This is a genomic window from Actinoplanes sp. G11-F43, from assembly GCF_050589265.1.
GTDB lineage: Bacteria > Actinomycetota > Actinomycetes > Mycobacteriales > Micromonosporaceae > Actinoplanes.
The window spans coordinates 19,045-44,140 of the sequence record NZ_JBNZCE010000068.1; the positions used below are offsets into that span (position 1 = coordinate 19,045).

At 71.4% G+C, this 25,096-nt stretch carries 17 protein-coding genes; 2 read left to right on the plus strand and 15 right to left on the minus strand.

Annotation, left to right across the window (positions count from 1 at the left end; translation table 11 throughout):
* Positions 1–2 precede the first annotated feature (2 nt).
* The 8 genes from ACQ0O7_RS44045 to ACQ0O7_RS44080 form a co-directional block, all read right to left on the minus strand.
* On the minus strand, positions 3–854 hold the full coding sequence (locus ACQ0O7_RS44045; protein ID WP_430791898.1) for a heme ABC transporter ATP-binding protein: 852 nt from the start codon (positions 852–854) through the stop codon (positions 3–5).
* Entirely contained in the window at positions 851–1,963 is a 1,113-nt protein-coding gene (locus ACQ0O7_RS44050; RefSeq protein WP_430791899.1) for a FecCD family ABC transporter permease, read from the minus strand. The genes ACQ0O7_RS44045 and ACQ0O7_RS44050 overlap by 4 nt, the downstream gene beginning before the upstream one ends.
* Positions 1,960–3,006, minus strand: a complete 1,047-nt coding sequence (locus ACQ0O7_RS44055; RefSeq protein WP_430791900.1) for a heme/hemin ABC transporter substrate-binding protein — start codon at positions 3,004–3,006, stop codon at positions 1,960–1,962. The genes ACQ0O7_RS44050 and ACQ0O7_RS44055 overlap by 4 nt, the downstream gene beginning before the upstream one ends.
* A gap of 122 nt (positions 3,007–3,128) precedes the next feature.
* On the minus strand, positions 3,129–6,089 hold the full coding sequence (locus ACQ0O7_RS44060; RefSeq protein WP_430791901.1) for a hypothetical protein: 2,961 nt from the start codon (positions 6,087–6,089) through the stop codon (positions 3,129–3,131).
* Positions 6,090–6,322: 233 nt separating this feature from the next.
* The gene (locus ACQ0O7_RS44065; protein ID WP_430791902.1) at positions 6,323–7,114 is read right to left on the minus strand and encodes a sugar phosphate isomerase/epimerase family protein; all 792 of its coding nucleotides are present in this window, start codon (positions 7,112–7,114) and stop codon (positions 6,323–6,325) included.
* Positions 7,111–8,250: a dihydrodipicolinate synthase family protein gene (locus tag ACQ0O7_RS44070; RefSeq protein ID WP_430791903.1), complete on the minus strand. Its 1,140-nt coding sequence runs from the start codon at positions 8,248–8,250 to the stop codon at positions 7,111–7,113. The genes ACQ0O7_RS44065 and ACQ0O7_RS44070 overlap by 4 nt, the downstream gene beginning before the upstream one ends.
* Positions 8,247–9,389, minus strand: coding sequence for a Gfo/Idh/MocA family protein (locus ACQ0O7_RS44075; RefSeq protein ID WP_430791904.1), 1,143 nt, complete (start codon positions 9,387–9,389; stop codon positions 8,247–8,249). Before ACQ0O7_RS44075 ends, ACQ0O7_RS44070 begins: the two co-directional genes overlap by 4 nt.
* Positions 9,390–9,518: 129 nt before the next feature.
* Complete coding sequence (locus ACQ0O7_RS44080) at positions 9,519–10,613, minus strand: threonine aldolase family protein (RefSeq protein WP_430791905.1); 1,095 nt, start codon at positions 10,611–10,613, stop codon at positions 9,519–9,521.
* 58 nt (positions 10,614–10,671) lie between these two features.
* Here ACQ0O7_RS44080 and ACQ0O7_RS44085 point away from each other — a divergent pair, with 58 nt between their 5' ends.
* Positions 10,672–14,031, plus strand: a complete 3,360-nt coding sequence (locus tag ACQ0O7_RS44085) for a DUF4132 domain-containing protein (RefSeq protein ID WP_430791906.1) — start codon at positions 10,672–10,674, stop codon at positions 14,029–14,031.
* Between the two features lie 196 nt (positions 14,032–14,227).
* Here ACQ0O7_RS44085 and ACQ0O7_RS44090 read toward each other — a convergent pair whose 3' ends face one another.
* The 3 genes from ACQ0O7_RS44090 to ACQ0O7_RS44100 form a co-directional block, all read right to left on the minus strand.
* Positions 14,228–14,893: a heme oxygenase (biliverdin-producing) gene (locus ACQ0O7_RS44090; protein ID WP_430791907.1), complete on the minus strand. Its 666-nt coding sequence runs from the start codon at positions 14,891–14,893 to the stop codon at positions 14,228–14,230.
* A gap of 144 nt (positions 14,894–15,037) precedes the next feature.
* Positions 15,038–17,275 (minus strand): DEAD/DEAH box helicase family protein, encoded by a 2,238-nt coding sequence (locus ACQ0O7_RS44095; protein ID WP_430791908.1) that lies wholly within the window; start codon positions 17,273–17,275, stop codon positions 15,038–15,040.
* 3 nt (positions 17,276–17,278) lie between these two features.
* On the minus strand, positions 17,279–19,099 hold the full coding sequence (locus tag ACQ0O7_RS44100; RefSeq protein ID WP_430791909.1) for a site-specific DNA-methyltransferase: 1,821 nt from the start codon (positions 19,097–19,099) through the stop codon (positions 17,279–17,281).
* Positions 19,100–19,388: 289 nt separating this feature from the next.
* Here ACQ0O7_RS44100 and ACQ0O7_RS44105 point away from each other — a divergent pair, with 289 nt between their 5' ends.
* On the plus strand, positions 19,389–20,984 hold the full coding sequence (locus tag ACQ0O7_RS44105) for a hypothetical protein (RefSeq protein ID WP_430791910.1): 1,596 nt from the start codon (positions 19,389–19,391) through the stop codon (positions 20,982–20,984).
* 40 nt (positions 20,985–21,024) lie between these two features.
* Here ACQ0O7_RS44105 and ACQ0O7_RS44110 read toward each other — a convergent pair whose 3' ends face one another.
* The 4 genes from ACQ0O7_RS44110 to ACQ0O7_RS44125 form a co-directional block, all read right to left on the minus strand.
* The gene (locus ACQ0O7_RS44110; RefSeq protein WP_430791911.1) at positions 21,025–21,348 is read right to left on the minus strand and encodes a MerR family transcriptional regulator; all 324 of its coding nucleotides are present in this window, start codon (positions 21,346–21,348) and stop codon (positions 21,025–21,027) included.
* A 546-nt stretch (positions 21,349–21,894) separates the two neighbouring features.
* A complete protein-coding gene (locus tag ACQ0O7_RS44115) occupies positions 21,895–22,089 on the minus strand; it encodes a hypothetical protein (protein ID WP_430791912.1) in 195 nt (64 codons plus the stop codon).
* A 141-nt stretch (positions 22,090–22,230) separates the two neighbouring features.
* A complete protein-coding gene (locus tag ACQ0O7_RS44120; protein ID WP_430791913.1) occupies positions 22,231–22,785 on the minus strand; it encodes a hypothetical protein in 555 nt (184 codons plus the stop codon).
* A 166-nt stretch (positions 22,786–22,951) separates the two neighbouring features.
* The gene (locus ACQ0O7_RS44125; protein ID WP_430791914.1) at positions 22,952–25,021 is read right to left on the minus strand and encodes a hypothetical protein; all 2,070 of its coding nucleotides are present in this window, start codon (positions 25,019–25,021) and stop codon (positions 22,952–22,954) included.
* Positions 25,022–25,096 lie beyond the last annotated feature (75 nt).

Here is a 25,096-nt window from a genome sequence, read left to right on the forward strand (position 1 = left end):
CATCAGGTTGCGGGCGCGGTGTGGTCCCGGACCGGGACGATCAACACCGCGCCGGTACGGGGATGGCGGACGACCTCGATCGGATGCCGGTAGACCTCGGTCAGCGTCTCGGCGGTGAGCACCTCGCCGGGTGGTCCGGACGCGTGCACCCGTCCCTCGGACAGCACTGTCACGGTGTCCGCGTAGGCGGCGGCGAGCCCCAGGTCGTGCACCACGAGCAGGACCGCGTCGCCGCGTTCGGCACGCTGCCGGGCCAGCGTGAGCACCCGTTCCTGGTGTCCGATGTCGAGCGAGGCGGTGGGTTCGTCGAGCAGCAGCGCGATCGCCTCCTGGGCGAGCACCCGGGCCAGTGCCGCGCGGGCCCGCTCGCCGCCGGAGAGGGAGCTGTAGATCCGGCCGGCGAACGCGGTCACGTCGGTCTCGGCGAGCGCGGCGGCGACCACGTCGTCGTCCCAGTCCTCGGCCGGGGTGCCGGCCCACGGCGCCCGGCCCATCCGCACGATCTGCTCGACGGTGAACGGGAACGAGACGTCGATCCGCTGCAGCAGCACACCGCGCCGCTGGGCCAGCTCGGTGGCGGTCCACGAGTCGAGCGGCGCGCCGTCGACGGTGACCGTGCCGCCGTCCGGCCGGTGGTCGCCGGCCAGCACGCCGAGCAGGGTGGATTTGCCGGCGCCGTTCGGGCCGACCACGGCGAGCACCTGACCGGCCCGCACCGTGAGATCCACGCCGCGCAGCACCGGGGCGCCACCGAGCGACAGCCGGACGTCGTCGGCCCGCAGCACCACGTCGCCCACGGCCGGGCGGGCCGGGATCCGGGCCAGGCGGCGCCGCAGGGTGTCCAGCGCGGTCATGCCCAGCCTCCGGATCGGGAACGGGTGCGCATCAGCAGCCAGAAGAAGAACGGGCCGCCGATCAGCGCGGTGAGCATGCCGATCGGCAGGTCGGCGTAGTCGACGGCGGTGCGGGCCACCAGGTCGGCGACGGTGAGCACCAGGGCGCCGCCGATCGCGCTGCCGGGCAGCAGCCAGCGGTGGGCCGGGCCGATCAGCATCCGGATGACGTGCGGGACGACCAGGCCGACAAAGGCGATGATCCCGGCGAACGCCACTCCGGCCGCCACCAGCAGGGTGGTCAGGACGATCGCGGTCAGCCGCAGTCGTTCCACCCGCACGCCGAGGTGCCGGGCGGCCCGTTCGCCGAGGGCGAGCAGGTCGAGCCGGCCGGCCAGGGTCCAGGTCGCGATCAGTCCGGCGATCACCAGTGGCGTGACCACCTGGACCTGCTCCCAGCGGCTGCCGTTGAGGCTGCCCAGCTGCCAGAAGACGATCTGTTCGCGGGCCGCGGTGTCACCGAGGAAGACCAGGTAGGCGATCAGGGCTCCGGCCACCGCGTTGACCGCGATGCCCATCAGCACCAGGGTGACCACCTCGGTCCGGCCGCCGCGCCGGGCCAGCCCGTACACGATCAGGGTGGTGACCAGGGCCATCAGGAAGGCTGCTGCGGGGATGGTCATCGGCCCGGCGAAGGTCCAGCCGAAGACGATCACCGCGCAGGCGCCGACCCCGGCTCCGGCAGACACCCCGATCACGCCCGGCTCGGCCAGCGGGTTGCCGAAGATGCCCTGCATGACCGCGCCGGAGACGCCCAGCCCGGCCCCGACCAGCAGGCCCATCACCAGGCGGGGGAACCGGATGTTCCACAGCGCGGCGGCACCGTTGGGGTGGGTGGGCTCGAAGCCGTTGGGCAGGCCCAGCCGCTGCAGCACCGAGCCGAGCACCTCGGCCGGTGGCACGTGCAGCTGGCCGGCGCCGGCCGAGACCAGCGCCATCACGATCAGCGCGATCAGCAGCCCGCCGATCACCAGCGAGGACCGTCCGGCACGGCTCTTCAGCCGGGGGATCGACCGCTCGGCGGGGCCGGCGGCGGTCCGCTCGATCGACCGGGGCAGCACGCTGGTCACGAGCGGATCGCCTTGCGGTAGATCGCCTCGGCCAGCGCGTCGAGGGTGGCCGGGAACTGCGGTCCGAAGCTGAGGATCTGGTAGTCGCTCATGTCGACGACGCAGGAGTTGGCGCCGGCCGAGGTCTCGGCGATGCCGGGCACCTCGAGGAGCCCGGGCAGGCCGCCGACCGACTCCAGGCCCTTGGTCATCATCAGGAAGATGTCCGGGTCGGCGCGGGTCAGGCCCTCCGCGTTGAGCGGGCGCATCCCGCTCAGCCCGGCCTCGGCGGCGACGTCGACCCCGCCGAGGCCCTCGATCAGGTCGTCGGCGCCGGAGCCGGGGCCGAACCAGTAGTAGACCCCGGCGTTGCCGCGCATGTAGAGGAACACCATCCGGAGCCGGTCGCCGGCCTGCGCCGGGGCCAGTTCGGCCACCCGGGCCACCGCGGCCTCGGTGTCGCGTTCGACCCGTTCGGCCAGCCGGTCGCCGATCTCCGGCACCCCGAGGGCGGTGGCGACCGCCTTGATCTGCGGGCTGATCTGCTCGCGGGAGCGCTGGTCGCTCATGATGACCACCGGGATGCCGGAGTCGCGCAGCTGGAGCTGCACCTCCAGCGGGCCGATGCTGTAGTCGGTCAGCACCACCGACGGCCGCAGGTCCAGGATGGCCTCGCCGTTCAGTTCGTGCCCGTTGTGGGTGACCAGCGGCAGGTGGGCGAGCTCGGGCAGGCCGGTGGAGACGTCCCGGCCGACCAGCCGGTCACCCAGGCCGAGGGCGTGGACCGTGGTGGCCAGGGTGCCGTAGGTGTCCAGGGCCAGGATGCGGCTGGCGTCGGTGATGGTGACCGGTTTGTCGGTGAGGTCGGTGTAGGTGACCGGCAGCCGTGGCGTCGAGCCGGTCGCGATCGGCTGGACGCTCGGCTGGGAGACGGCTGTCGCCGGGCCGGTGCACCGCGGCGCGCCGGTGCGCTGCGGTGTGTCCGTGTTCTTCGGTGCGGAGCACGCCGTCACCAGCAGGAGAGCCAGTACCGAGAGTCCGGCCCGGGCGGTCGTGCCACCCACCAGATTCCACCACCTTCGATGTACGTCGATCCGGGCGCGCCATCGATGGCCTTAAAGTAAGGGTAGGCTAGCCTAACTTAAGCCATCTTGGTCACGATGTACGGCTGAGTCAAGAAGACGAATCAGCCCAGAGCGGTCAAGGTCAGGGTCACGGTGTATTCGCCGGGCTCCGTGGTGACCGGCAGCCGCAGCTCCAGCCCCGCACCCAGCACCGCGCTGCCCTTGACGTGCCCGTCGGCGGCCGACCCCAGGTTCGCCCCCGCGGTCAGCCCGGCCCCGGAGTCCAGACCGGACGGCACCACCGGACCGGCCTGCGCCCCGCCACCGGCCGTGTGCACCGATGGTGACCAGCCCAGATAACGGCCGGACAGCCCGCCGGTGAAGTCACCGACCTGACCGGAGAGCGACCACGCCGGGCCGCCGATCCGGGTGTCGGTGACCGTCACCGGCTTCAGCTCACCGGTCGACTGGAGGTAGCCGCCCCGGTCCACCGCGTCGGTCAGGGTGACCGCCCGGTCGCCGCCGTCGATGGACCAGAGGAACTCGCCCTCCCGCTCCGGAACCGTCGCGACGATCGACTGGCCGTCGGCCGAGGGCGGGGCCGGCAGGGTCAGCGGGGTCCAGGCGTCCATCGACCGGTTGTCGAAGGTGTCCTGCCAGGTCGAGATGTCGGTGAGCCGCAGGAAGGCGCCCACGCCGTACGTCCGGTCGTCCTTCAGCACCCCGGCCGGCACCCGCAGCGAGGCGGTGAACGTCCCGCCGGTGGCCTGGGTGTAGGCGCGGTAGATCTGACCGCCCGAGACGTCCGGCGAGGTGGCCACCCAGTCGCGGCTCCCGGCCCGGCCCGGCGTCCACACGGTGGAGTCGAAGAGACCGAGATCGAGCGAGTACGTCAGGGTCGGCCCGGCCCAGTCCGGCACGTCGAAACCGGCGCCGAGCACGGTCAGGCGGGTCTCCTTCGCCGGGTCCACCCGGGTGCCCGGCAGCACCACCAGCTGGGGTCCGCCGGTGGCCCGGTGCACCCGGAAGGTGAACGGCTCGGAGACCGTCCGGGCGCCCTCCACATTGGCCGCGGTCACCCGGGCCAGGGCGCCGTCCGCGCCGATCGGGATCGACGACAGCAGCAGACCGTGCTGCGCACCGCCGATGTACGAACGGGTGTACTCCGCACCGTCCCACACCGCCCAGGTCTGCCCGCCGTCCCCGCTGCGCTCCAGCTTGATCGACGCGGTGTCGACGGCCGGCCAGGCGGTCAGCCCGAACGTGGCGACGGCCCGGTTGCCCTGGATCGCGTGCACGTCGGCGGGCTGGCTGGTGAAGTGCGGCGCGTCGTAGGCGGCCGTGGTGATCCGCAGCGCGGTGGACACCGCCTGGCCGTCGGCGCTGGTCGCCACCAGACGCACGTAGGTGTTATGCCAGGACGCGTCCAGGGCCCGGATGGTCAGGGTCTCGCCGGACTCCCCGGCGATCGTGGCCCACGGCCCGGCGCCCGAGCTCGACCGCTCCCAGCGCAGGTCGGGGCTGCCGTCCACGTCCGCGCGGATGGTCAGGTCACGGCCTTCGACGTACGGCGCGGTCGGGGTGGTCGCCGGGTTCGCCAGGATGACCGGCACGATCTTGACGTCCGGCGCGGAGTCGAAACGCACCGTGAGGTCCATCGCCGGCTTCTCGGCGTCGGCGGACAGCCCGCTGGAGTGCCAGTAGCCGGCCAGTTCCGTCTCGTACTGCAGATCGACGAACGACTCCGGCCACGAACCCCAGCCCGGCCGCGCCTTGACCTGCTCCGGGATCGCCGAGGTGCTCGACCGCACCCCGTCCACCAGCGGGAAGTAGTCGACTCCGGCGAAGTCCGGCGAGATCTGTCCGCCGCCGCCCGGGCCGGCCGTGGTGTCCAGGCGCACCTGGCCGAACGTGGCCACGGTGACCGGGCGGGCCGGGACCGGTGTCTTCTGGTCCGGGGTGTCCCGGCCGGCGCCGAAACCGGCGCCGATCGCGGTCAGCGTCCCGGTGCCGTCCGCGGCGATGGTCAGCGTCGGATCGGTCAGGTTCCAGGTCACCAGGCCGCTGTACGCGTTCGCGGTGAACGCCCCGGTCCAGCGGATCGTGGCCTCGCCGGTGACCGGGTTGGCGGTGCCGGTGCCGTTGGTGAACAGGACCCGCTGGTTCAGCTGCGAGCCGACCGCCGGGATGCACTTGGTGGCGTTCGAGACCGCCTGGGCCGAGCCGTCCGGCATCCGGTGGATGATCCGGACGTTGCCATCGGTGCCGGCGAACTCGTCACGCGTACCGGCGGAGAAGAAGTTGCAGCCGTCGTTGGCCGGGTTGCCGCCCTGGTAGATCGGGTTGACGCCCCATTCGAAGCTGGCCCGGTCGACAGTCTCCAGGCTTCCGCCGCCGGTGATCACCGTGAGGGTGGCCGGGGCGGAGACGGCCGCCGGTCCGTGCCCGTTGTCGACGCGGACCCGGAACCGCGCGCCGTCGTCGGCCGGGCGCGACTTGAACGACAGCTCCGCCCCGGTCGCGCCGGCGATGTCGGTCCACTCGCCACCGTCGGTGTCCTGTCGCTGCCACCGGTGGGTGAACGGCGCGGTGCCACCGACGGCGACCGCGAACGAGGCGTTCTGGTACGCCTGCACCGAGACGTCGTGCGGGGGCTCGGTCACCCGGGCCGCGACCGGTGTCACCGTCAGCCGGGCCTCGTCGGAACGGTGCTGAACGAAGTTCGAGTCGAAGAGGCGTACCGAGTAGGTCGCGTCGTCGTCCGCGTAGGACGCGGTGAAGGTGTACGTGGCGCTGTTGCTCCCGGCCAGCGCCTGGGTGCCCCGCGCGTCGGTGCGGTACCAGGTGTAGAGCAGGGCGCCGGGGTACTCGACGGCGAACGTCACCGAACCCCCGTCGGCCACCGTCTGCGGTTGCGGCTGTTGCAGGAAGCTCGCGTCGGCGGTGGCCGCGTCGGCCGTGAACCGGTCCGTGGGCGCCGTGTCGGCGGCGTGCCCGAAGGACGGGGTCGAGTCGAGGGTGAGAAGCGTGGGCAGCAGCACCAAGGAGAGGGCGGCTCGCACCGGAAGATGGCGTGAACGCACGGGGGGTCCGCTCGTCGTAGGGTCGACGAACGAATCTTAGCCTTGCCTAACTTAGGCAAGGCTTACCTTATGATCAAGGCAACATTGCTCTGTCATGCCTTGTTTCGCCGGAGCGTGGCGGTAGCCTCACGGTCCATCCAGGAATTCGTGTGCCGATCCGCGGCTCGCATCGAGCCGCGGATCGGGACACGAATCCGGCCGGTCCGCGGGCGCCGTTGACCGCGGACCGGGGCTCAGATGCTCTGGTACCCGGCGATCGTGTCGGCCAGGATCTCCCGGCCGGGACGCCGCCAGAGGTCCTCGTTCATCACCTCGACCTCGATCGGGCCGGTGTACCCGGCCTTCTCCACCGCCGCGTGGAAGGCGCGCATGTCCACACACCCGGCACCGGGCAGGGCGCGTCCGGTGAGGACACCCGCGGGCAGCGGGGTGATCCAGTCGGCGAGCTGGTAGACGGCGATCCGCGGCCCGGCCGCCTCGATCTTCGGCAGCACCGTGTCGTCCCACCACAGGTGGTAGGTGTCCACGGTGACGCCGACCTGACCGACCGGGTGCTGCTCGGCGATCGCCAGCGCCTGGTCCCAGGTGTTGATCACGCAGCGGTCGGCGGCGTACATCGGATGCAGCGGCTCGATCGCCAGGGTAACCCCGGCGGCGGACGCGTGCGGGACCAGCCGGGCGATCGCCTCGGCGACGTGTGCCCGGGCGCCGGCGATGTCCTTCGACCCCTCCGGCAGGCCACCGGAGACCAGGACCAGCACGTTCGTGCCCAGCGCGGCGGCCTCGTCGATGGCCCGGCGGTTGTCGTCGAACCAGCCGTCGAGCTGGAAGAAACCGCTGCGGCAGAGCGTGGTCACCGACAGGCCGGCGTCCCGGACCAGGGCGGCGGAGCGCTCCAGGCCGTACTCCTGGACCGGTTCACGCCACAGCGCCACCTTGTCCACCCCGGCCTCGGTCAGCCCGGCGACCAGATCCTCCAGGTCCCAGTGCTTCGCGGTGATCTGGTTGAAGGAGAAGCGGTTCATCCGGCCATCACCTCGAAGAACCGGTTGGCCCGGTGCGCGGCCAGCTCCGGGTCGGGCAGCAGTCCAGCGGTGTCGGCCAGCTCGATCAGGGTGGCGAAGTGCGGCACCGAGCGACCGGACTGGAGACCGCCGACCATGGTGAAGTGGTTCTGGTGGCCGGCCAGCCAGGCCAGGAAGACGATGCCGGTCTTGTAGTAGAAGGTCGGCCTGGTGAAGATGTGCCGGGAGAGCGGCACCGTGGGGGCGAAGATCCGGTCGTACTCGTCCAGGTCACCGCGGTCCAGGGCGGCGAAGGCGGCGGCCGCCGCCGGGGCGATCGCCGCGAAGATGCCCAGCAGCGCGTCCGAGTAGCCCTGCTCGTCGCCGCGGATCAGCTGCGGGTAGTTGAAGTCGTCGCCGGTGTAGAGGCGGACCCCGGCCGGCAGGCGACGGCGCAGGCCGATCTCGTGGTCGGCGTCCAGCAGCGAGACCTTGATCCCGTCGACCTTGGCCGGGTCGCTGTTGATCAGTTCAAGAACGGTCTCCGTCGCTTTGTCCACGTCGGACGAGCCCCAGTAGCCTTCCAGGGCCGGGTCGAAGGCGGTGCCCAGCCAGTGCAGCACCACCGGCTTGTCCGACTTCTCCAACAGATCGCGGTAAACGGCGAGATAGTCGTCGGCGTCCCGGGCCGCCGCGGCCAGGTGACGGCTGCACATCAGCACCGGCGCGGCCTTCGCGGCGAGGACGTCCGCGAGCTGCTGCTCATAGGCGGCCCGGATCTCCGAAAGGGTCGCCGTGCCCGGCGCCAGCTGGTCCGTCGCCACCCCCGCGACGATCTTGCCGCCGACCGCCGCGGCCTCGGCCGCACTGCGCTTGATCAGCTCCTTGGTCGCCGCGTAGTCCAGGCCCATGCCCCGCTGCGCGGTGTCCATCGCCTCGGCCACCCCCAGGCCGTGCGACCACAGGTGGCGCCGGAAGGCCAGCGTCTCGTCCCAGTCCAGGACCGCCGGCGCACCGGGCGCGTTCTCCGCGCGCGGGTCGGCGACCACATGAGCGGCGGCGTACGCGATCCGGCCGCTCGGTGGCCCGGCCGGCTTGTCCCAGCTCTTGGTGGAGAGGGTCAGCCGGCGCCCGCCGGGCAGGTTCACCGTGCTCACAGCGTGATCCGCTGTCCGCTGCGGGCCGACTCCAGACCGGCTTCGGCCAGCCGTACGCCCCGGGCGCCCGAGGTGAAGTCCCAGTGGAACGCCGCACCGGCCACCACGTGCCGCAGGAACGCCTCCCACTGCACCTTGAAGCCGTTGTCGAACTCCTCGTTGTCCGGCACCTCGGTCCACTCGTCCCGGAACGACTTGCCGGTCAGCGGCAGGTCCGGGTTCCAGACCGGCTTCGGCGTGCCGGCCCGGTGCTGGATCCGGCAGCCGCGCAGACCGGCGACGGCGCTGCCGTGGGTGCCGTCGACCTGGAACTCGACCAGCTCGTCCCGGTTGACCCGGACCGTCCAGGAGGAGTTGAGCTGGGCGATCACGCCACCCTCCAGCTCGAAGATCGCGTAGGCGGCGTCGTCGGCGTCGGCCGCGTACGTCTCGCCGCGCTCGTCGACCCGCTCGGTGATGTGCGTGGCGGTGGTGGCCTGGACCGTACGGACGTTGCCGAACAGCTCTTCGAGGACGTAGTTCCAGTGCGGGAACATGTCCATCACGATGCCGCCGCCGTCGGCCAGCCGGTAGTTCCAGCTCGGGCGCTGCGCGACCTGCCAGTCACCCTCGAACACCCAGTAGCCGAACTCGCCGCGCACCGACAGGATCCGCCCGAAGAAACCGCCGTCGATCAGGCGCTTGAGCTTGCGCAGGCCGGGCAGGAACAGCTTGTCCTGGACGACACCGTTCTTGACGCCCGCGGCGGCGGCCAGCTCGGCCAGTTCGAGGGCCGCGGCCGAGCCCTCGGCCAGCGGCTTCTCGGTGTAGATGTGCTTGCCGGCGCCGATCGCCTGCCGGATCGCCTTCTCCCGCTGCGAGGTCACCTGGGCGTCGAAGTAGATCTCCACGTCCGGACGGGCCAGCGCCGCGTCCAGGTCGGTGGTCCACTCGGTGAGACCGTGCTGCTCCGCGATGGCGGCGAGCTTGTCCGGGTCGCGACCGACCAGGATCGGCTCGGGCCAGATCCGGGTGCCGTCGGCGAGCGGCACGCCGCCCTGCTCACGGATGGCCAGGAGCGAACGGACCAGGTGCTGCCGGTAGCCCATCCGGCCGGTGACGCCGTTGACGACGATGCCGATCGATCTACGCGCTGCCATACGGGATCCCTCCGGAGGTGATTAGGAAAGCGCTTTCCTGCTGCTGGCAGCGTAGGCGTCTAAACCTCATCGGACAAGGGCGTGTTCAGCCGCATTCTCCCCCGCCGACGCACGGCCGGGAGAGCTTTCTCAGTCCAGCCGCTCGCGGACCAGGGCGGCCACCGAGGCCACGTCGTCGGGGGTCCACTCCAGGGCCGGCCCGGCGACAGTGATCTCGGTCATCGCGTACCCGGGCAGGTCGGTGTCCCGCCAGCCACCGGCGAACCAGACCCGCTCCCGCTCGGCGACCGTCAGCACCGCCTCGGCCAAGGCGTCCGCCGGATAGGGCAGCCAGAACCGGAACTGGTGGGTGTGCGGCGGGTTCGGGAAGACCCGGGCGCCCGGCACCAGGGCCAGGGACTCCGCGACGGTACGGGCATGCCGCACGTACTCGGGCAGCCGCGGCAGCTCACGGTCCAGCCCGGCCAGCGCCGACACGGCCACCGGCCAGTTCTGGAAGATCGTTCCGCCGTACCGGTGACGCCACGCCCGCGCGAACGCGGCCATCTCCTCGCTGCCGGCCAGCACCGCCCCGCTGATCCCGTCCAGCGACTTGTAGAACGACACGTAGACGCTGTCGGCGAGCGCCGCGATCTCCGGCAGGGACCGGCCCAGACGCGGAACCGACTCCCAGATCCGGGCGCCGTCGAAGTGCACCCGGGCGCCGAGCGCGCGGGCCGCCTCGGTGGCGTCGGCCAGCTCGTCCCAGGTCGGCAGGACAAACCCGGCGTCACGCATCGGCAGCTCCAGGACCACCGTGCCGACCGGCTCGTCCAGGGCGGCGATCTCGGCAGCGGTGGGATTGCGCGGAGCCGTGGTGGCGGTGACCGCGCGCAGGCCGGCCAGGTGGGCGTACGCGTGCCGCTCGTGCATCTCCAGGTGGCTCAGCGGGTGCAGCGCGACCGCCGGGACACCGGTCCGCTCGGCACCGAACCGCAGCGCGACCTGCTGGGCCATCGTGCCGGTCGGGAACAGCACCGCGGCCGGTGTGCCGAGCAGCCCGGCCACCCGGTCCTCCAGCGCCGTGACCGGGCCACCGGAACCGTAGAAGTCCGTCATCCCGTCCAGGTCGGCGCCGGCCTCGAAGTCGGCGAGCCGCTCCCGCATGCTCTTCGGGCGCACCCCGGACAGGATCCGGTCGCTGGCCCGCATGGCGTTGATCCGTCGCATCGAGTCGTCGGGCATCCGCGGATGATCGCACGCCGCGGCGCTTTTGTCGGACCCGCTCGCTACTGTGCGCGCCATGCGGAGTTTCGAGGCAGTGCAGCACGGTTCCACCTTCGTCCTCCCGGCGACGTGGCTCCGCTATCGGGCACCGCGCCGGGGCAGCACCGGAGTCGCCGCGTTCGCCCCCTCGCCGAAAGCCCGGGCCACGGTGCGCAAGCGGATCGCCGACGACGCGGCCCTGATCGAGCGGGTCCTGGCGGCGCCGACCACCGAGGAGTCGACCCGGCTCGCCGCCCGGGAGTGGCTGGCCGGTGATCCGGGGGCCCGGCCGCTGGGCGCCGCGGTCATCGCGTTCATCCTCCACTCGTACCAGGCGACGTTCTGGGAGGGGGGCACCCTGGGCAACCCGTTCGCCGACCTGTGGGTCGCCGAGCACGGGCCGGCGTTCGCCGCCGAGGCCGCGGTCATCACGCAGGCGCTGATCATCATCGACGACGCGGCGCCGCCGGCCCACACGTGGCGGACGACCACGGAGGGCGCGGGCATCCGGCACCGGCAGCCCACCGAGACCAAGCCGAACATGATGGCCGGGTCGGTCCTTCAGCTGCTGCTACGGGTCCGGCACGCGCTCGCCACCACCTCCGCCGAGACGTACGCGGAGGTGATCACCGCGCTGACCCCGTACCGGCAGGCGCATCCGTACGCCCGGGCCGCCGCCTCGGTCCTCGTCCCCGACCACCGGGCCTGGTTCGAGGAGGACCTGGCGCTGCTCACCGGGCATCCCGACCCGGACCGGCAGATCGGCGCCGTGCTGCTGCTCGCGGCGAGCAGTGAGGCGGACGTGCGGGCGCTGGTCCCGGTGGCCGACGGCTACGCGACGACGCACTCGCTGCCACTGCTCGCCACCCTGCTCGACGGTGCCGGACCCGGCGCCGCCCCGGCCCTGTTCGACTGGATCGGGACCGGCAACGGCCTCGCCGACGTCACCCGGCGGCTGCTGTCCGCGCTGGCCACACTGCCCGGCGACGCGGTGGGCACCGGGCTGATCGGCCTGATCGACACGAAGTTCGCCGGGCCCGCCCTCTTGGAGCACTCCGACCGGTTCCCGGCCCGGATGCTGCGCCTGCTCGCCGAGGCGCCCGGCAAGCGGGCCGTCACCGATCTGCTGCGCGGGCATCTGCTGAAGTACCCGGAGCTGATCGAGCAGGTGCTCCCCCAGCTCGGCGCGGAGGCCGCCGAGCGGGTCACCCGGCTGCGGGCCGAGGCCGTCACGCTCACCCCGGCACCGCTCGACATGCTCCCGCCGGTGCTGGCCGCTCCGCCGTGGCTGCGGGTGCGGGTGCGTCCCGAACCTGTGGTGATCACCGGCCTGAAGTGCGCCGACCCGGTCACCGAGAGCTGGCTGCCGGGCGAGCGGGAGAGCTGGGCGGCCGCCGCGATCCAGCGCCGGCCCGGCGAGGTGACGCATGTGCAGTTCGAGCGTCTGGAGATCGCGCGGGGGGCCTCGACGACCCGGCAGGCCATGCTGTTCTTCACCGAGCAGCCCCCGGAGATCGCGCTCGCCGCCCTGGCCGAGTGGACACCACGCTTCCTCGACGGGGCCCCGCTGAAGGCGGTGATGGCCCGGTTCGGCCTCGACGCGCTCCCCGCGATCCTGCGGCTGGCCCACAAATCCGGGGTGGAGACCGCCCGGCTGATGCTGCCGTTCTCGTCGCCGGAGATCGCGCTGCTGGTGGCGGACTGGCTGGCCCGGCTCAAGAGTGTGCGCCGGGAGTCGCTGGCCTGGCTGGCCCGGCATCCGGCCGAGGCCGCCCGGGCCCTGATCCCACCGGCGCTCGGCAAAGCCGGCAAGGCCCGCAAACAGGCCGAGGGCGCGCTGCTGGCCCTGCACGCCGGCGGCGGGACCGCGGAGATCCGCCAGGCCGCCCGGGAGTACGGGCCGGAGGTCGCCGCCGCGATCGAGGCACTGCTGGACACCGACCCGGAGGTGATCGCCCCGGAGGCGGCGCCGACCGCACCGGGCTGGGCCGCCCCGGGGCTGCTGCGCCCGGTGATGCTGCGCAACGGGGCCGGGACGCTACCGCCCGAAGCGGTGACCACGCTGGTCATCCTGCTGTCGCTGAGCCGGCCGGGACGACCGCACGAGGGGCTGGAGGAGGCGCTGACCGCGTGCGAGCCGGCCAGCCTGGCCGAGTTCGTGTGGAGCGTCTTCGAGGCGTGGCAGGCCGCCGGCGCCCCGTCCCGGACGAGCTGGGTGATGGACGCGCTGGCCCGCTGCGGCGACGACGAGACGGTCCGCCGGCTGACCCCGTTCATCATGGTGTGGCCGGGGCAGAACGGGCACACCCGCGCGGTCACCGGCCTGGGCGTCCTCGCCACCATCGGCACCGACGTGGCCCTCATGCACCTGCACGGCATCGCCCAGCGCTCCAAGTTCGCCGGGTTGAAGACCGCGGCCCAGCGGCAGATGGCACACGTCGCGTCCCGGCTCGGGCTGACCGCCGAGCAGCTCGGCGACCGCCTGGTCCCCGATCTCGGGCTGGACGCGGACGGCAGCCTGACACTCGACTTCGGGCCCCGGCGGTTCCTGGTCGGGTTCGACGAGCAGCTCCGGCCATTCGTCGAGGACGCGGCCGGCAAACGCCTGAAGGCGCTGCCCAAGCCCGGCGTGAAGGACGACCCGGTGCTGGCCCCGGCGGCGGCCAAACGGTTCACCGAGCTGAAGAAGGACGTCCGGACGATCGCCGCCGACCAGGTGCGCCGTCTGGAGCAGGCGATGGTGACCAACCGGCGGTGGAGCGGCGCCGAGTTCCGCCGGTTCTTCGTCGACCACCCGCTGCTGTGGCACATCACCCGTCGCCTGGTCTGGGCCCGGTTCGGTGCCGACGGGGCGGTGCTGGACTCGTTCCGGGTGGCCGAGGACCGCTCGCTGTCCACGGTGGACGACGAACCCACCACGCTGGCCGACGACGCCGTGGTCGGGGTGGCGCACCCGCTGCACCTCGGGGCCGGGCTGGCGGGGTGGGCCGAGGTGCTCGCCGACTACGAGATCCTGCAGCCGTTCCCGCAGGTGGGGCGGCCGGTCCTGACCCTGACCGAGGACGAACGGGCGGTGAGCCGGCTGACCCGGTTCGACGGGAGCACGGCACCGACCGGCGCGCTGATCGGGCTGGAACGGCGGGGATGGCGGCGGGAGGCACCGCAGGACGCCGGGATCCAGAGCGCCGTCGAGTTCGTCATCGAGCCGGGTTTCGGGGTGGCCGTGCTGATCACGCCGGGGATCGCGGTCGGCTACCTGGACATGTTCCCGGAGCAGACGGTGACCGAGGTGGTGCTGTTCGGCGATCGGCCCGGGGCGCGCTGGGGCACCCTGGACCCGGTGCTCACCTCGGAGGTGCTGCGCGACCTGACCGACGTCACCGCGCCGCGCGGTTAGATCCGAACCGTGTGCCGAGCTGCGGCTCGAATCGAGCCGCAGCTCGGCACACTTCTCAGGCGGAAACACGATGCCCGCCCGTCCGGAGGGCAGCTCCGGGCGGACGGGCATCGAGGTTTGTGGGGCGGATCGAGGTCTGTGGGGCCGGCGCCGGACGGTCCGGCGGCCGGGACGGCTCCTCCGGCGGTTCTGGCGGTCAGGCGGCCGGGGCCAGGTCCTCCGGCGTCTCCGGGAAGATGCCGCCCAGCTCGACGAAGACGTCGCCGTTGTGCCGGAAGGCCCGCTGCGCCTCGTCCACCAGGGCGGTCGCCTGCTCCTCGGTCAGGTCCAGGGCGTCCAGCTTCGCCCGATACCCGATCTTGTACGCCCGAGCGTCCGGGATCTGCTCGAACCGGTAGAACGACGTGCCCGCCTCGCCCAGCCCGTACACCGTGGAGAGTTTCTTGCCGATCATCTGCCCGCCGCTGAGATCACCCAGGTAGCGCACGTAGTGGTGGGCGATGAAGTGGACCGGCGAGGTGGCCGCCAGCTCGTGCAGCCGGGTGGCGTACGCCGCGGTGGAGTCCAGAACGGTGATCGCCGACTCCCAGTCCGGCCCGTAGAGGTGAGCGAGGTCCGCCTCCAGCGCCGGGACCCGGGTGAGGGCCGGGTCGGCGAACCCGGCGGCGAACCCGTCCTCGGCACGCATCCGTTCGGACGCCGTCTCGAGCGCGCGATAGATCGCCAGGTACTGCGCGGTGAGCGCGGCGAAGCCGGGCAGCGGCACCGATCCGCCCATCAGCCGGGAGATGAAGCTGCGGGTCTCGGCCTCACGGTGCTCGACCATGGTGGCCCGGCGAACTCGGGTGGAGAAGTCGGTCATCTCGGCTCGTCCTTCCTGATCATCGAGGCGGTGGCGGGCACGACGACGATGTCGTTCTGATCATCCTCATGACACGGGTACCGAGTCCAGACCCGAGAGCTCGGTCCGTGTCCCGCGGGCGAGGCTTGCTTAGGGTAGCCTCACCTAATTCATAAGATCAATCAAGGGCAGCCTCCGATGTGCCCATGGTGGCACCGAAACGCTCAGGGTGACACCGATCGCCTCGGCCCAGCGGCGGGCGCACACGATCCGGGCCGGGTCGTCGTCCCCCGCGATCACCACGATCCGGTCGGTCAGCACCACCAGCCAGCCCGGGTGATGGTCGCCGAGCGGGGTGGGTACGGCGAACCCGGCGGGCAGCCGCGCGTAGACCAGCACGTCGTCGCGGGCCTCCAACTCGGCGGCGAACCCGGCCCCGGAGACGACGTGGTCGGCGACGTGTTTGGCGAGCCGCGGCCCGGCCCGGCTGGCGTCGAGCCGGGGCAGGGTTCCGGTGAAGATCTCGGTACGGCCGTCGGCCCGCTGGTAGCGCACTCTCTCGGCGATCAGCGCGGCCTTCTCCTCGTTGATCAGCTCGGCGGACGCGGTCAGGAACCGCTCGGGGTCGCCCGGGTACTGGGCGAAGGTCGGCGGGCGCAACCGGGACATGATCACGCTGATGGTTCGGCGGGTGAGACGGGTCCGCTCGGCGAGCCGACCGACAAGATCGAGCCGAAGGTCGTTTGTCACGTGATGGACCGAGATCTGGCGTTCCGTCTGGACGCGATAAGACCTCTGAGGTACGGCTAGCCGTCGCTCAAGCAGGTTCAGGCAGCGGTCGATCAATTGATCGGAGTCGAACTCGACCCGGTACACCACCCGTTGACTGATCCGGTCCAGGGCCGCCACGAACTCCGTACGGCGGAAATTGTGGTTGAACGGAATCGGCCCGACCCGCCGGCCGTCGATCACCTCGCCGGTCCACGACTCCCTCTGCAGCCCGGCGACGAACGACGCATAGGACTCGTCGGCCACCACCGTCAGCTCGTTGACGGCCGGATCGTGCAGCCGCTCCCCGGTCCGCCCGACCGCCAGCCGCAGCCCCCGCCCCACCTCCTGCCGCCGGGACACGGTGTTGTCGCTGTGTTTGAGCATGCCCATCACGAAGACGTTCGGGTTGTCCCAGCCTTCCCGCAGTGCCGAGTGCGAGAAGACGAACCGGACCGGCTCGTCGAGGGAGAGCAGTCGTTCCCGGTCGCGCAGGATGAGGTCGTAGGCGTCCGCGTCGGAGGCGTTGCCGTCGATCTGCCGCCCGGTCCGTCTGTCGATCGCGAAGTAGCCCTGGTGGGTGCGTTCGACCGGGATGCTGTCGAGATAGTGCCGGTATGCCCCGTCCGGCTCGTCCACGACCTGGGCGGCGTATTCCTCGGTGAACATCCGGGCGTACTCGCCGAGCTGGTCGGCCCTCCCATAGTCGCGGTATTTCACCACCTGGTCGATGAAGAGCAGGGACAGCACCTTGACGCCGCGGCCGTGCAGTTCCCGCTCCTTGGCCAGGTGGGCGCGGATCACCTCGCGGATCTGCAGCCGCCGTCGTTCCGGTCCGGCGTCTCCCTCGATGCCGATCACGGCGATGCGTTTGACCAGCTTCTGCCGGTAGGCCTGGGCCGCGTCCAGCCGGTGCACCAGATCGTGCCGGATCCGGTGGGTGGCCGAGTAGCGCAGCACCATCAACGCCCCGAACCGGCTCAGGGACGCCTGGGAGCGGGCCGACCCGATCCGCTGCGGCTCGTCGATCACCACGATCGGGCGGGCCGCGCTGATCACGTCGATCGGGCGGCGGGAGCGGAAGGCGTCGAGTTCCTCGTAGATGCGGCGGTTGTCCCGGGCGACCGAGTTGAACGCCTGCAAGTTGATGATCATGACTTGGACGCCGGCGCCGGAGCGGAACCGTTCCAGCTCGTGCAGAGCCGACGAGTCGTAGGTGAAATGCCGGGGCCGGGTGCCGTACGTCTGCTGGAAGTGATCGGCGGTGGCGGTGAACGCGGCGCGCACCCCCTCGCGCACCGCAACTCCGGGCACCACCACGATGAAGCGGGACCAGCCGTACCGCCGGTGCAGTTCCATGATCGTCTTGATGTAGACGTACGTCTTGCCGGTGCCGGTCTCCATCTCGACGTCCAGGTTCGGGGCGTGCGGCGCGGCCTCGCTGCGGGCCGGCCGCTCGGTGCCGGGCAGCCCGGCCCGCTCCTGCACGGCCCGCATGTTGGCCAGCAGCCGGGTCTCGTCCAGTTCGATCGGCGCGTTCCAAGTGCCGGCGTGCCGGGGCTGGCCGGTGAAGCAGTCGGCCACCGCGGCCACCGCCTCGGTCTGGAACCGCTGCACGGTGAACTGGAGCCGCACCGCTCAGACGGCTCTCACGTCGGTGCCCGGCGACAGCTCGGCGAAGATCTGCTCGGCGTTGATCCGGGCCGCGTCGTCGGCGAACGCGGAGTCCCGGAAGACCGCCCGCCGGGGCCGCCGTCCGGCGATCGCGCGCACCACGGCCGGGTCGATCGTCTCGTCGAGGCAGGCGATCAGGTCGTCACCGCCGACGGTGAACACCCCGCCGTCCGCGGTGATCGGTGAGCCGGGGTCGAGGCCGATGCCGAGCAGCACCTCGAACAGCAGGTCCTCGGCGGTCCGGCCGGGCTTGACCCGGTCGGCGTGCCCGGCGAGCATGTTCTGGTCCAGGGCGTCCGGGGCGATCCGGGTGTCGACGAGGTTGGACGAGTCCAGGCGCAGGACCCGGAAGCCGTCGCCGGAGCCGATCTCGGCGGCCACGTTGCGCACCCGGGTCAGGCCGATCTCGAAGATCGAGGCCAGACCGCGTTCGGCGACCGGCAGCGGCTCCGGGATCTGCACGCTGATGAACCGCCGGTTGCCGCCGTCGGCGTGGTTCTGTGCGAGGACGGCGTGTGCGGTGGTGGCGCTGCCGCCGAAGAAGTCGAGCACGATGTCGCCGTCGCCGGGCCGGCCGGCCAGCTGCAGGATCCGCCGCACGAGTTCGACCGGCTTGACCGAGTTGAGGACGTTGGCGGTGTGCTCGAACGGGACGTACCGCAGCAGGGTGCGTTTGGCGTCCTGGGTGTGGCCGACCTCCTCGTACGGCCAGAGGGTCTGCGGGGTGCGCCCGGCCGCGACCTCGGAGAGGAACCGTTTGACCGCCGGCACGTTGTCACCGTCGGCGCCCCACCAGATCCGGTCGTCCGCGTCGAGTTCGTCGAAGCGCTGCCGGGAGACCCGCCAGTAGCTGCCCCGCGGCGGGCCGGCGATGACCCGGCCGGACGGGGTGGTGATCGGGTAGACGCCGGCGTCGTAGCGGTTGCGGGCCGACATGTTCTCGGCCTTCCACGGGCCGCGCGGGTCGCCGTCGGGGTTGCGGTACCGCGCCTCCATCGCCGGGGTGCGGGCCAGTGGTTGCGGCTGCCAGCGCTCCCGGTTCCGGGCGAAGACCACGATGTAGTCGTGGTCTTCGGAGAACCAGCGGGCCGAGTTCTTCGGGGCGTACACCTTCTGCCAGATGATCTGGGCGACGAAGTTCTGCTCACCGAAGATCTCCGCGCCGATCTTGCGCAGGTTGTCGACCTCGTGGTCGTCGATCGAGACGAAGATGACGCCGTCGTCGGTGAGCAGGTCGCGGGCCAGGGCCAGGCGCGGGTACATCATGCTCAGCCAGCGGGAGTGGAACCGGCCACCGGACTCCGGGTTGGCGACCCCGTCCCGATGACCGGAACCGGCCAGATAGCCCGCCCGGGTCTGCGAGAAGTCGTCATCGTAGAGGAAGTCGTTGCCGGTGTTGTAGGGCGGATCGATGTAAATGATCTTGATACGCCCGAGGAAAGGCTCCTGCAGCAGCTTGAGCACATCGAGGTTGTCACCCTCGATGAACAGATTGCGCGTGGTATCGAAATCGGACGACTCGGCCCGCGACGGCCGCAGCGTCCCGGCCGCCGGCTCGCGGGCCGCCCGCTGCGCCAGCCGCTTGCCCGGCCAGTCCAGCCGGTACCGCTCCGCGACACCCTCCGCCACGAACCCGTCCAGCTGATCCCTGAGCAGCTCGAAGTCGATCGCGCGGGTCAGATTGCCGGCCGCGTCGGTCACCTCGGTCACCACCGCCGGGAACAGGTCGGCGAGCCGGTCGACATCACGTGCCGCCGGGTCGGGGGCGCTGGTCAGCTTCTCCACGGGCCGTCCTCGGTCTCCCAGGAACCCGTACCCTACCCGGCGAAACCACCTTTCCCGCCACAGAAAGACCGTAAAAACAATTTTTCGGTACGACCGGCAAAAGCCCTCTGTCGTCCCCGCGAGCCGGGCGGCACACCGGACCGTCCGGCGACCGCCGGGCCGAATGCGGTGGTCACCGAAAAAACCGCTCGGCCCATTGATGACTACGACTCCCCAGGGTGGGATGATCCTCGCGGGAACGAAACGGTCCCGTCCTCCCGAGTCACCTCCACATCACGGGGATAGGTGGATGTCCTCCTCAACTCGACGCACCCGAGCCGCGCTCACCGCGTCCGCCCTGGTCCCGACCCTGCTGCTGGGCACCACCGGACCGGCACTGGCGGCCACCGACACGCTCACCATCACCGCACTGAACCGCTCCGGCGCCAAGGTCGCGGTCACCACCACAGTGGTCAGCCACTCGACCAACAGTAGGTACACGATCCGCACCGGGACCAAGCGCAAGCTGCCGAAGGGCAGCTACGCCGTCCTCGCCTCGATCACCAGCGGCGGCAGCTCGACGCTCGGCGGCAAGACCGTCAAGGTCTCCGGCAACACCAAGCTGACCCTGGACGCCCGCCAGGGCAAGCCGGTCAAGCTGGCCCTGAGCCCCGCGGTGAGCAGCCTGAGCCACAGCATCAACGCGGAGATCTGCAACAACACCAACGGCGGCGACTACGGGGTGGAGTCCTGGGGCGGTGACGGGCAGCAGGCGCTCTATGTCATCCCGACCTCGTCCAAGAAGATCGCCCTGGCCGTGATGGGCACCTGGAGCGACGGCACCGGCCGCGGCGACTCCTACGCCGTCCTGAACCGGACCGTCGGCGTTTCCAAAACCCCGGGCCGGACCTTCGCCCGGTCGAAACTCGCCACCCTCACCGTCGACGCGCGACGCGGGCCGGCCGGGACCGACGACGCCACCATCGCCGTCCAGCCCACCCACTCCGGCTGCGGCAGCTACCTCTACCAGAGTCTGTGGGGCACGAGCAGCCCGACCAACTCGAAGATCCGTCTCTCGCCGGGCAAGTGGGACATCCGCGCCGACCTCTCGGCGACCACGAAGACCGGCGGGATCACAAGCTTCGGCGGCCCCACCGCCCAGCGCACGGTCGCCGCCGGCAAGTCGTACTACGTCCGGTTCCTCGGCTCGACCTGGGGACCCGGCTTCCACGTGCCGGTGACATACCAGGGGCGGATCAACTACCCCCTCGACGACATGTTCCAGGATCCCGCGTTCAACGGCCTGAACGGCAACTACGGCAGCGCGGCCGGGGACAAGTCGAAGGCCACCCTCCGGTTCGGTGGCAAGGTCGTCAAGACCGCGTACGACAAGGGCTACGGGCAGTACATGCCGTCGCTGACGTACAAGGTGAAGAAGGCCGGCTGGTACACCCTCACCAACAACGCACAGCGGTACGACCCGGACATCACCTTCCCGAAGGGCATGCTCTCCACCACGTCGAGCGTGACCTACCGCTTTCACGCCAAGCCGAACACCAGCGTGATGACCCAGGTCAACGCGGTTCAGCAGGTGCCGGCCGGGCTGAACGGACACAACCGGGCCAAGGCCGGCAGCACCACGAACGTCGCGCTCAAGCTGAACCGGTACATGCTCATCGGCGACATCAAGAAGGGCACCGCCCCGAAGCTGAAGTCGCTGACCACCAAGGTGTCCTTCGACAGTGGCAAGACCTGGAAGTCGATGCCGGTGAAGAAGATCGGCGGGGTCTGGAACGCGGTGGTCAAGAACCCCGCGTCCGGCAACGTCGCGCTGCGGACCCGGGCGACCTACACCAGTGGTGGGTACACCGAGGTAACGGTCTACCGGGCGTACGCCATCGGTTGATCTCTGGGAAAGCGGCCCGTACGGCGGGCCGCTTCTCATGTCAGGTTTCCGGGCCCTGGTCCAGCCGGCGCTGGTACGCCTCGTTCTGGCGAAGGGCCTCTTCGAGCTGGTCTTCGAGAATGATGATCCGGCAGGCGGATTCCAGGGCGGTGCCCTGATCCACCATCTCCCGGGCTCGCGCGGCCAGGCGCAACTGGTATCGGGAGTAACGCCGATGACCACCGCCGGACCGGATCGGGACGATCAGTTTCGCTTCACCGAGCCGCCGAAGAAAATCCGGCGTGGCACCGATGATCTCCGCGGCGCGGCCCATCGTGTAGGCCGGATAGTCGTCGTCTCCGAACATGTCGTCGGATGGGGCCATACATATACCTCTCCACGAACGAGGGCCCCGGCGCTGTCAGCGCCGGGGCCCGGGGTTTACGGGATGAAAACACCATCTACTCGTATCCGCACCTGCCGCCATCGACGGTCTGGGTGCGAGGATCGCGTAAGCGTGACCGGAGACCACCTCTCTTTCGATGGAAACTGCGGTGTCCGCACCGGACCTGCACTGCGTCTCGGTGGCGGGCGATCCAACGGTGTCCAGCCCTCCCTCTCCTCTGTTTCCAACCACTTCACGTGCTGCCGGCCGGTGGCGGAGCCCCACGCGACTTCATGGCTCCACACCCGTGCGACCGGCCCTGACGGTGATGTCTTTCCACCGCGAGACCGAGCGAGCCACGAGAATCCGGGCCCTGCTTGACGCTCGGTGATCTCTGTTCCTTACGAGAGAAAAGCTACTCCCCTCGAAGCGGAAAATCTAGTACCGGCGACACAGATTTTCTCGGTCGTGTCGTCCAGCCCCGCAATGGAGACGACGATGGGCCGTGCTCCACGAGCACGGCCCATCGTCGTCGAACGTGCGGGATCAGCCGCTACGGCGCTTGCCGTACTGCCGAGGGGTCTGCACCGGGCCGGACCGCAGCTGACGCGGGCCGTCCGTGCCGGCCGCCCGGCCGCCGGCCCCCTTGCCCTTGGCGCGACGGGCCGCCCGGTTGGCGAACGGCTGCTCCTCGGTCTCGGTCTCGGGCTCTGATCCGGTTTCCGGAGTCGGGTCGGTCAACGTTGTCTCCTTGAGCTGGTCAAGACCGGGCGAAAGCGCCGGGACCGGGCGAAGCAGGCGCCGGACCCGAAACACGACTTCCGCGATACGCCGACGGTAGCGCAGAGGCGGCACCCGTCAGGCGCACAACTCGCACCGGGATCAGGGCTGGGCGCGGCGCGGCATCAGGCCCGCGCGGATCAGCGCGCCCAGCGCGTAGCCGAGCAGCAGCACCCCGATCCCGGCGCCGACCACCTGACCCGGCGTCACCGACGAGACCAGCCCGGTGATCAGCCCGGCCAGGGCGGCCACGCTGACCAGCACGGCCAGCACCCGCAGCGCCGGATCCCGCAGCACCGGCGCGAGCGGCCAGAAGTGCACGCCGACCACGAAGCCGACGAGCACCGGGATGTACTCGCCATGCTGGGTGACGGCCAGCAGCATCGCGCCGAACCCGGCGGCGGCCAGCTCGGCCGCGAAGATCACCAGGTATCTCCGGTCCGCGACGGCGTCCCGCTGCCACGGCCCGTCGGCGCGGGAGCTGAACACCAGTGCGCCACCGGCACCGGCGGTGAGCAGGGCGGCGATGCTGGCGACGACCAGGAGTGCGCCGAGCGGTGGGTGGGTCTCCGGCACGCTCAGCCAGATCGTCGCGAAGATTCCCAGGTAGAGCGCCGTCAGCCCGGACCGCCGCCGGACATCCGCCAATGCCGTCACCAGTGTCTCCCTGTCCACACAGCCCCGATGTGACCACCACTTCGGCGGTCCAGAGATTATGACGAATGCGTCTCACGCACCGATGTCGCCTCTCTGCTGACGGACCGCGGCCGCACTTCGTGTGCCGCGCCGCGGCTCGATTCGAGCCGCGGCGCGGCACACGAGGCTAAGCCTTGCGGGGCCAGTTCTGGCCGGGCAGGAACATGCCGGGGGCGTGCCGGAGGACGTGCAGGATGTGGCGGGCGGCCCGGGAGCGGTTCACCGGTTTCAGGGCCACACCCAGGCCCAGTTCGGCGCGGAGCGTCTGCGGATGGATCTCGCCGAGGGTCTCCCGAGCACCCTGGTACGCGTCCTCGAAGTGCTCGTCGGCACCGGTCGCCCAGCCGAACAGCAGCTCGGCCCGGAACCGGATCGGCCGGGACCGGACGAAACGGTCGCGCACGTCCTCGCGTACCGCGGCAAGCTCTTGTCTCGCCTCGTCGGACCGCCCCCAGGCGACCAGCGCCTCGGCATGGACCACCGCCAGGGTCAGGGTCAGGGTGTGCCGCGGGCCGTGCGCCCTGGTGAACCGGCCGCGCAGGCGCCGTAGCTCGCGGGCGGTCTCCTCCCAGACCGCCCGGTCGATCTTCGGCTCGGTCAGCGGCAGGGCCAGCTCGGCGCCGGCCAGCATGCCGACCGCCTCGGCGACCCCGGGATGGTCGTCCTGATGCCAGCTCAGGTAGTCGGCGATCACCCGGACCAGCCGGCGACGGGCCGCCGCGTCCAGCCCGGCGGCGATCTCGGCCCGGGTCAGCTCCAGCTGGGCCGTCTGCACCTGGGGGAAGACCGCGGTGCCGGGGCCCAGCCGGTCGATCAGCGCGGCCAGACCGGTCCGGGCCGCCTCGTGGTCGCCGCGCAGCCGCCGGGACCGCAGGTGCGCGATCGTGGTGCCGGTGCCACCCTCGGCGGTGAGGATGGTCCACAGCGCGTCGGCGCGGGTGGTGTCCTCCTCGCCGAGGTCCTCCAGCGTCTCGGCGAGCAGCAGCCGGGCCCGGTGCCGCAGGCCGGGGTCGTTGGCGAGTGGCACCGCCCGGTCCGCGCAGTCGCCGGCCTCCGCCAGCTCGCCGGCGGCCCGGAGCCGGTCTGCCGCCTCGGTGAGCACGGCCGGGTCGTCGAAGTCGCTCTCGGCCAGTTCCCGGTGGTGCGGCAGGGCCATCGCGCCGTGCCCGATCACCCGGCGGTGCAGCCGGCCGACCACCGCGCCGGGCAGGTCGGGCCGGCCGGCCAGCCGGGCCGCGTGCCGGGCGACCAGGAACGACTCGATCGGGTCGGACCACGGGTGGTCGAGCACCGCGTCGGCGAACTGCCGGGCCAGCCGGGTCCAGTCGATCGGCGGCAGGTAGCGCCGGGCCGCGTCCCGGGCCAGCGAGTGCACGTACCAGACGCCGTCGACGCGTGTCGCCAGCAGATGCCGGGCCAGTTCGTCGGCGGCCTCCTCGGCGGCACCGCCCATGAACAGCCGGATCAGGCCGGGCGGGAGGGCGGCCGGCGAGGTGAGCGCGGCGACCCGCAGCAGGCGGCAGGCCGGCTCGCTGAGGGCGTCCAGCCGGGACCGGAGCAGCAGCGCGACCGGGTGCCCGTCGATCCGCTCGGTCAGCTTGAGGTAGCCGGAGCCGTCCCGCAGGGCGAGCCCGGCCAGGCGCACCGACAGGGCGTGCCCGCCGAGGCGTTCGGCCAGGTCGGCGGCCTCCTCGGCGGTGCCGTCCCGGTGGCCGTGCAGGATCTCGGCGGATTCGGTGACGCCGAGCGGTCCGATGTCGACGGTGGGTGCGGCGACTCCGGCGACGTCCCGGTTGGTGACCAGTGTGGTGCGCAGCCGGCGCCCGGCGCCCGGCACGGTGAGCCGACCGAGCAGGTCCTCGTCGATCACACCGGGGATGTCGTCGACGATCAGCAGGCTCGGCCCGGTCTCCGCGGCGACCCGCTCGGCGAACTCCCCGAGCACGTCGGCGATCTCCCCGACACCCATCTGGGCGCGCAGTCCGGCGGCGAGCATGGCGACCATCTCGTCCGGGTCGGCACTGCTGCCGGCCAGGCTGACCCGCCAGATGCCGCGGTATCCGTTGCCGGAGCGGGTGACGTACTCGGTCGCGAGCGCGGTCTTTCCGGCGCCCGGGGGCCCGGCGAGCAGGCACACCCGGCTCTCGGTGAGAGCGGTGTGCAGGGCTCGCAGTTCTGCGCCGCGTCCGATGAACACGCGCAGGAAGATACCGAGTGCACCGGTTGATCGCTCCCCAGGCGCACCGTCGGCGATGAGCAAGGTTCTGTCACA

Coding starts and splice junctions, on each gene's coding strand:
- ACQ0O7_RS44065 (WP_430791902.1), bottom strand. CDS start 7,114: ATGAACCGCTTCTCCTTCAACCAGATCACCGCGAAGCACTGGGACCTG.
- ACQ0O7_RS44075 (WP_430791904.1), bottom strand. CDS start 9,389: ATGGCAGCGCGTAGATCGATCGGCATCGTCGTCAACGGCGTCACCGGC.
- ACQ0O7_RS44085 (WP_430791906.1), top strand. CDS start 10,672: ATGCGGAGTTTCGAGGCAGTGCAGCACGGTTCCACCTTCGTCCTCCCG.
- ACQ0O7_RS44105 (WP_430791910.1), top strand. CDS start 19,389: ATGTCCTCCTCAACTCGACGCACCCGAGCCGCGCTCACCGCGTCCGCC.
- ACQ0O7_RS44090 (WP_430791907.1), bottom strand. CDS start 14,893: ATGACCGACTTCTCCACCCGAGTTCGCCGGGCCACCATGGTCGAGCAC.
- ACQ0O7_RS44110 (WP_430791911.1), bottom strand. CDS start 21,348: ATGGCCCCATCCGACGACATGTTCGGAGACGACGACTATCCGGCCTAC.
- ACQ0O7_RS44080 (WP_430791905.1), bottom strand. CDS start 10,613: ATGCCCGACGACTCGATGCGACGGATCAACGCCATGCGGGCCAGCGAC.
- ACQ0O7_RS44045 (WP_430791898.1), bottom strand. CDS start 854: ATGACCGCGCTGGACACCCTGCGGCGCCGCCTGGCCCGGATCCCGGCC.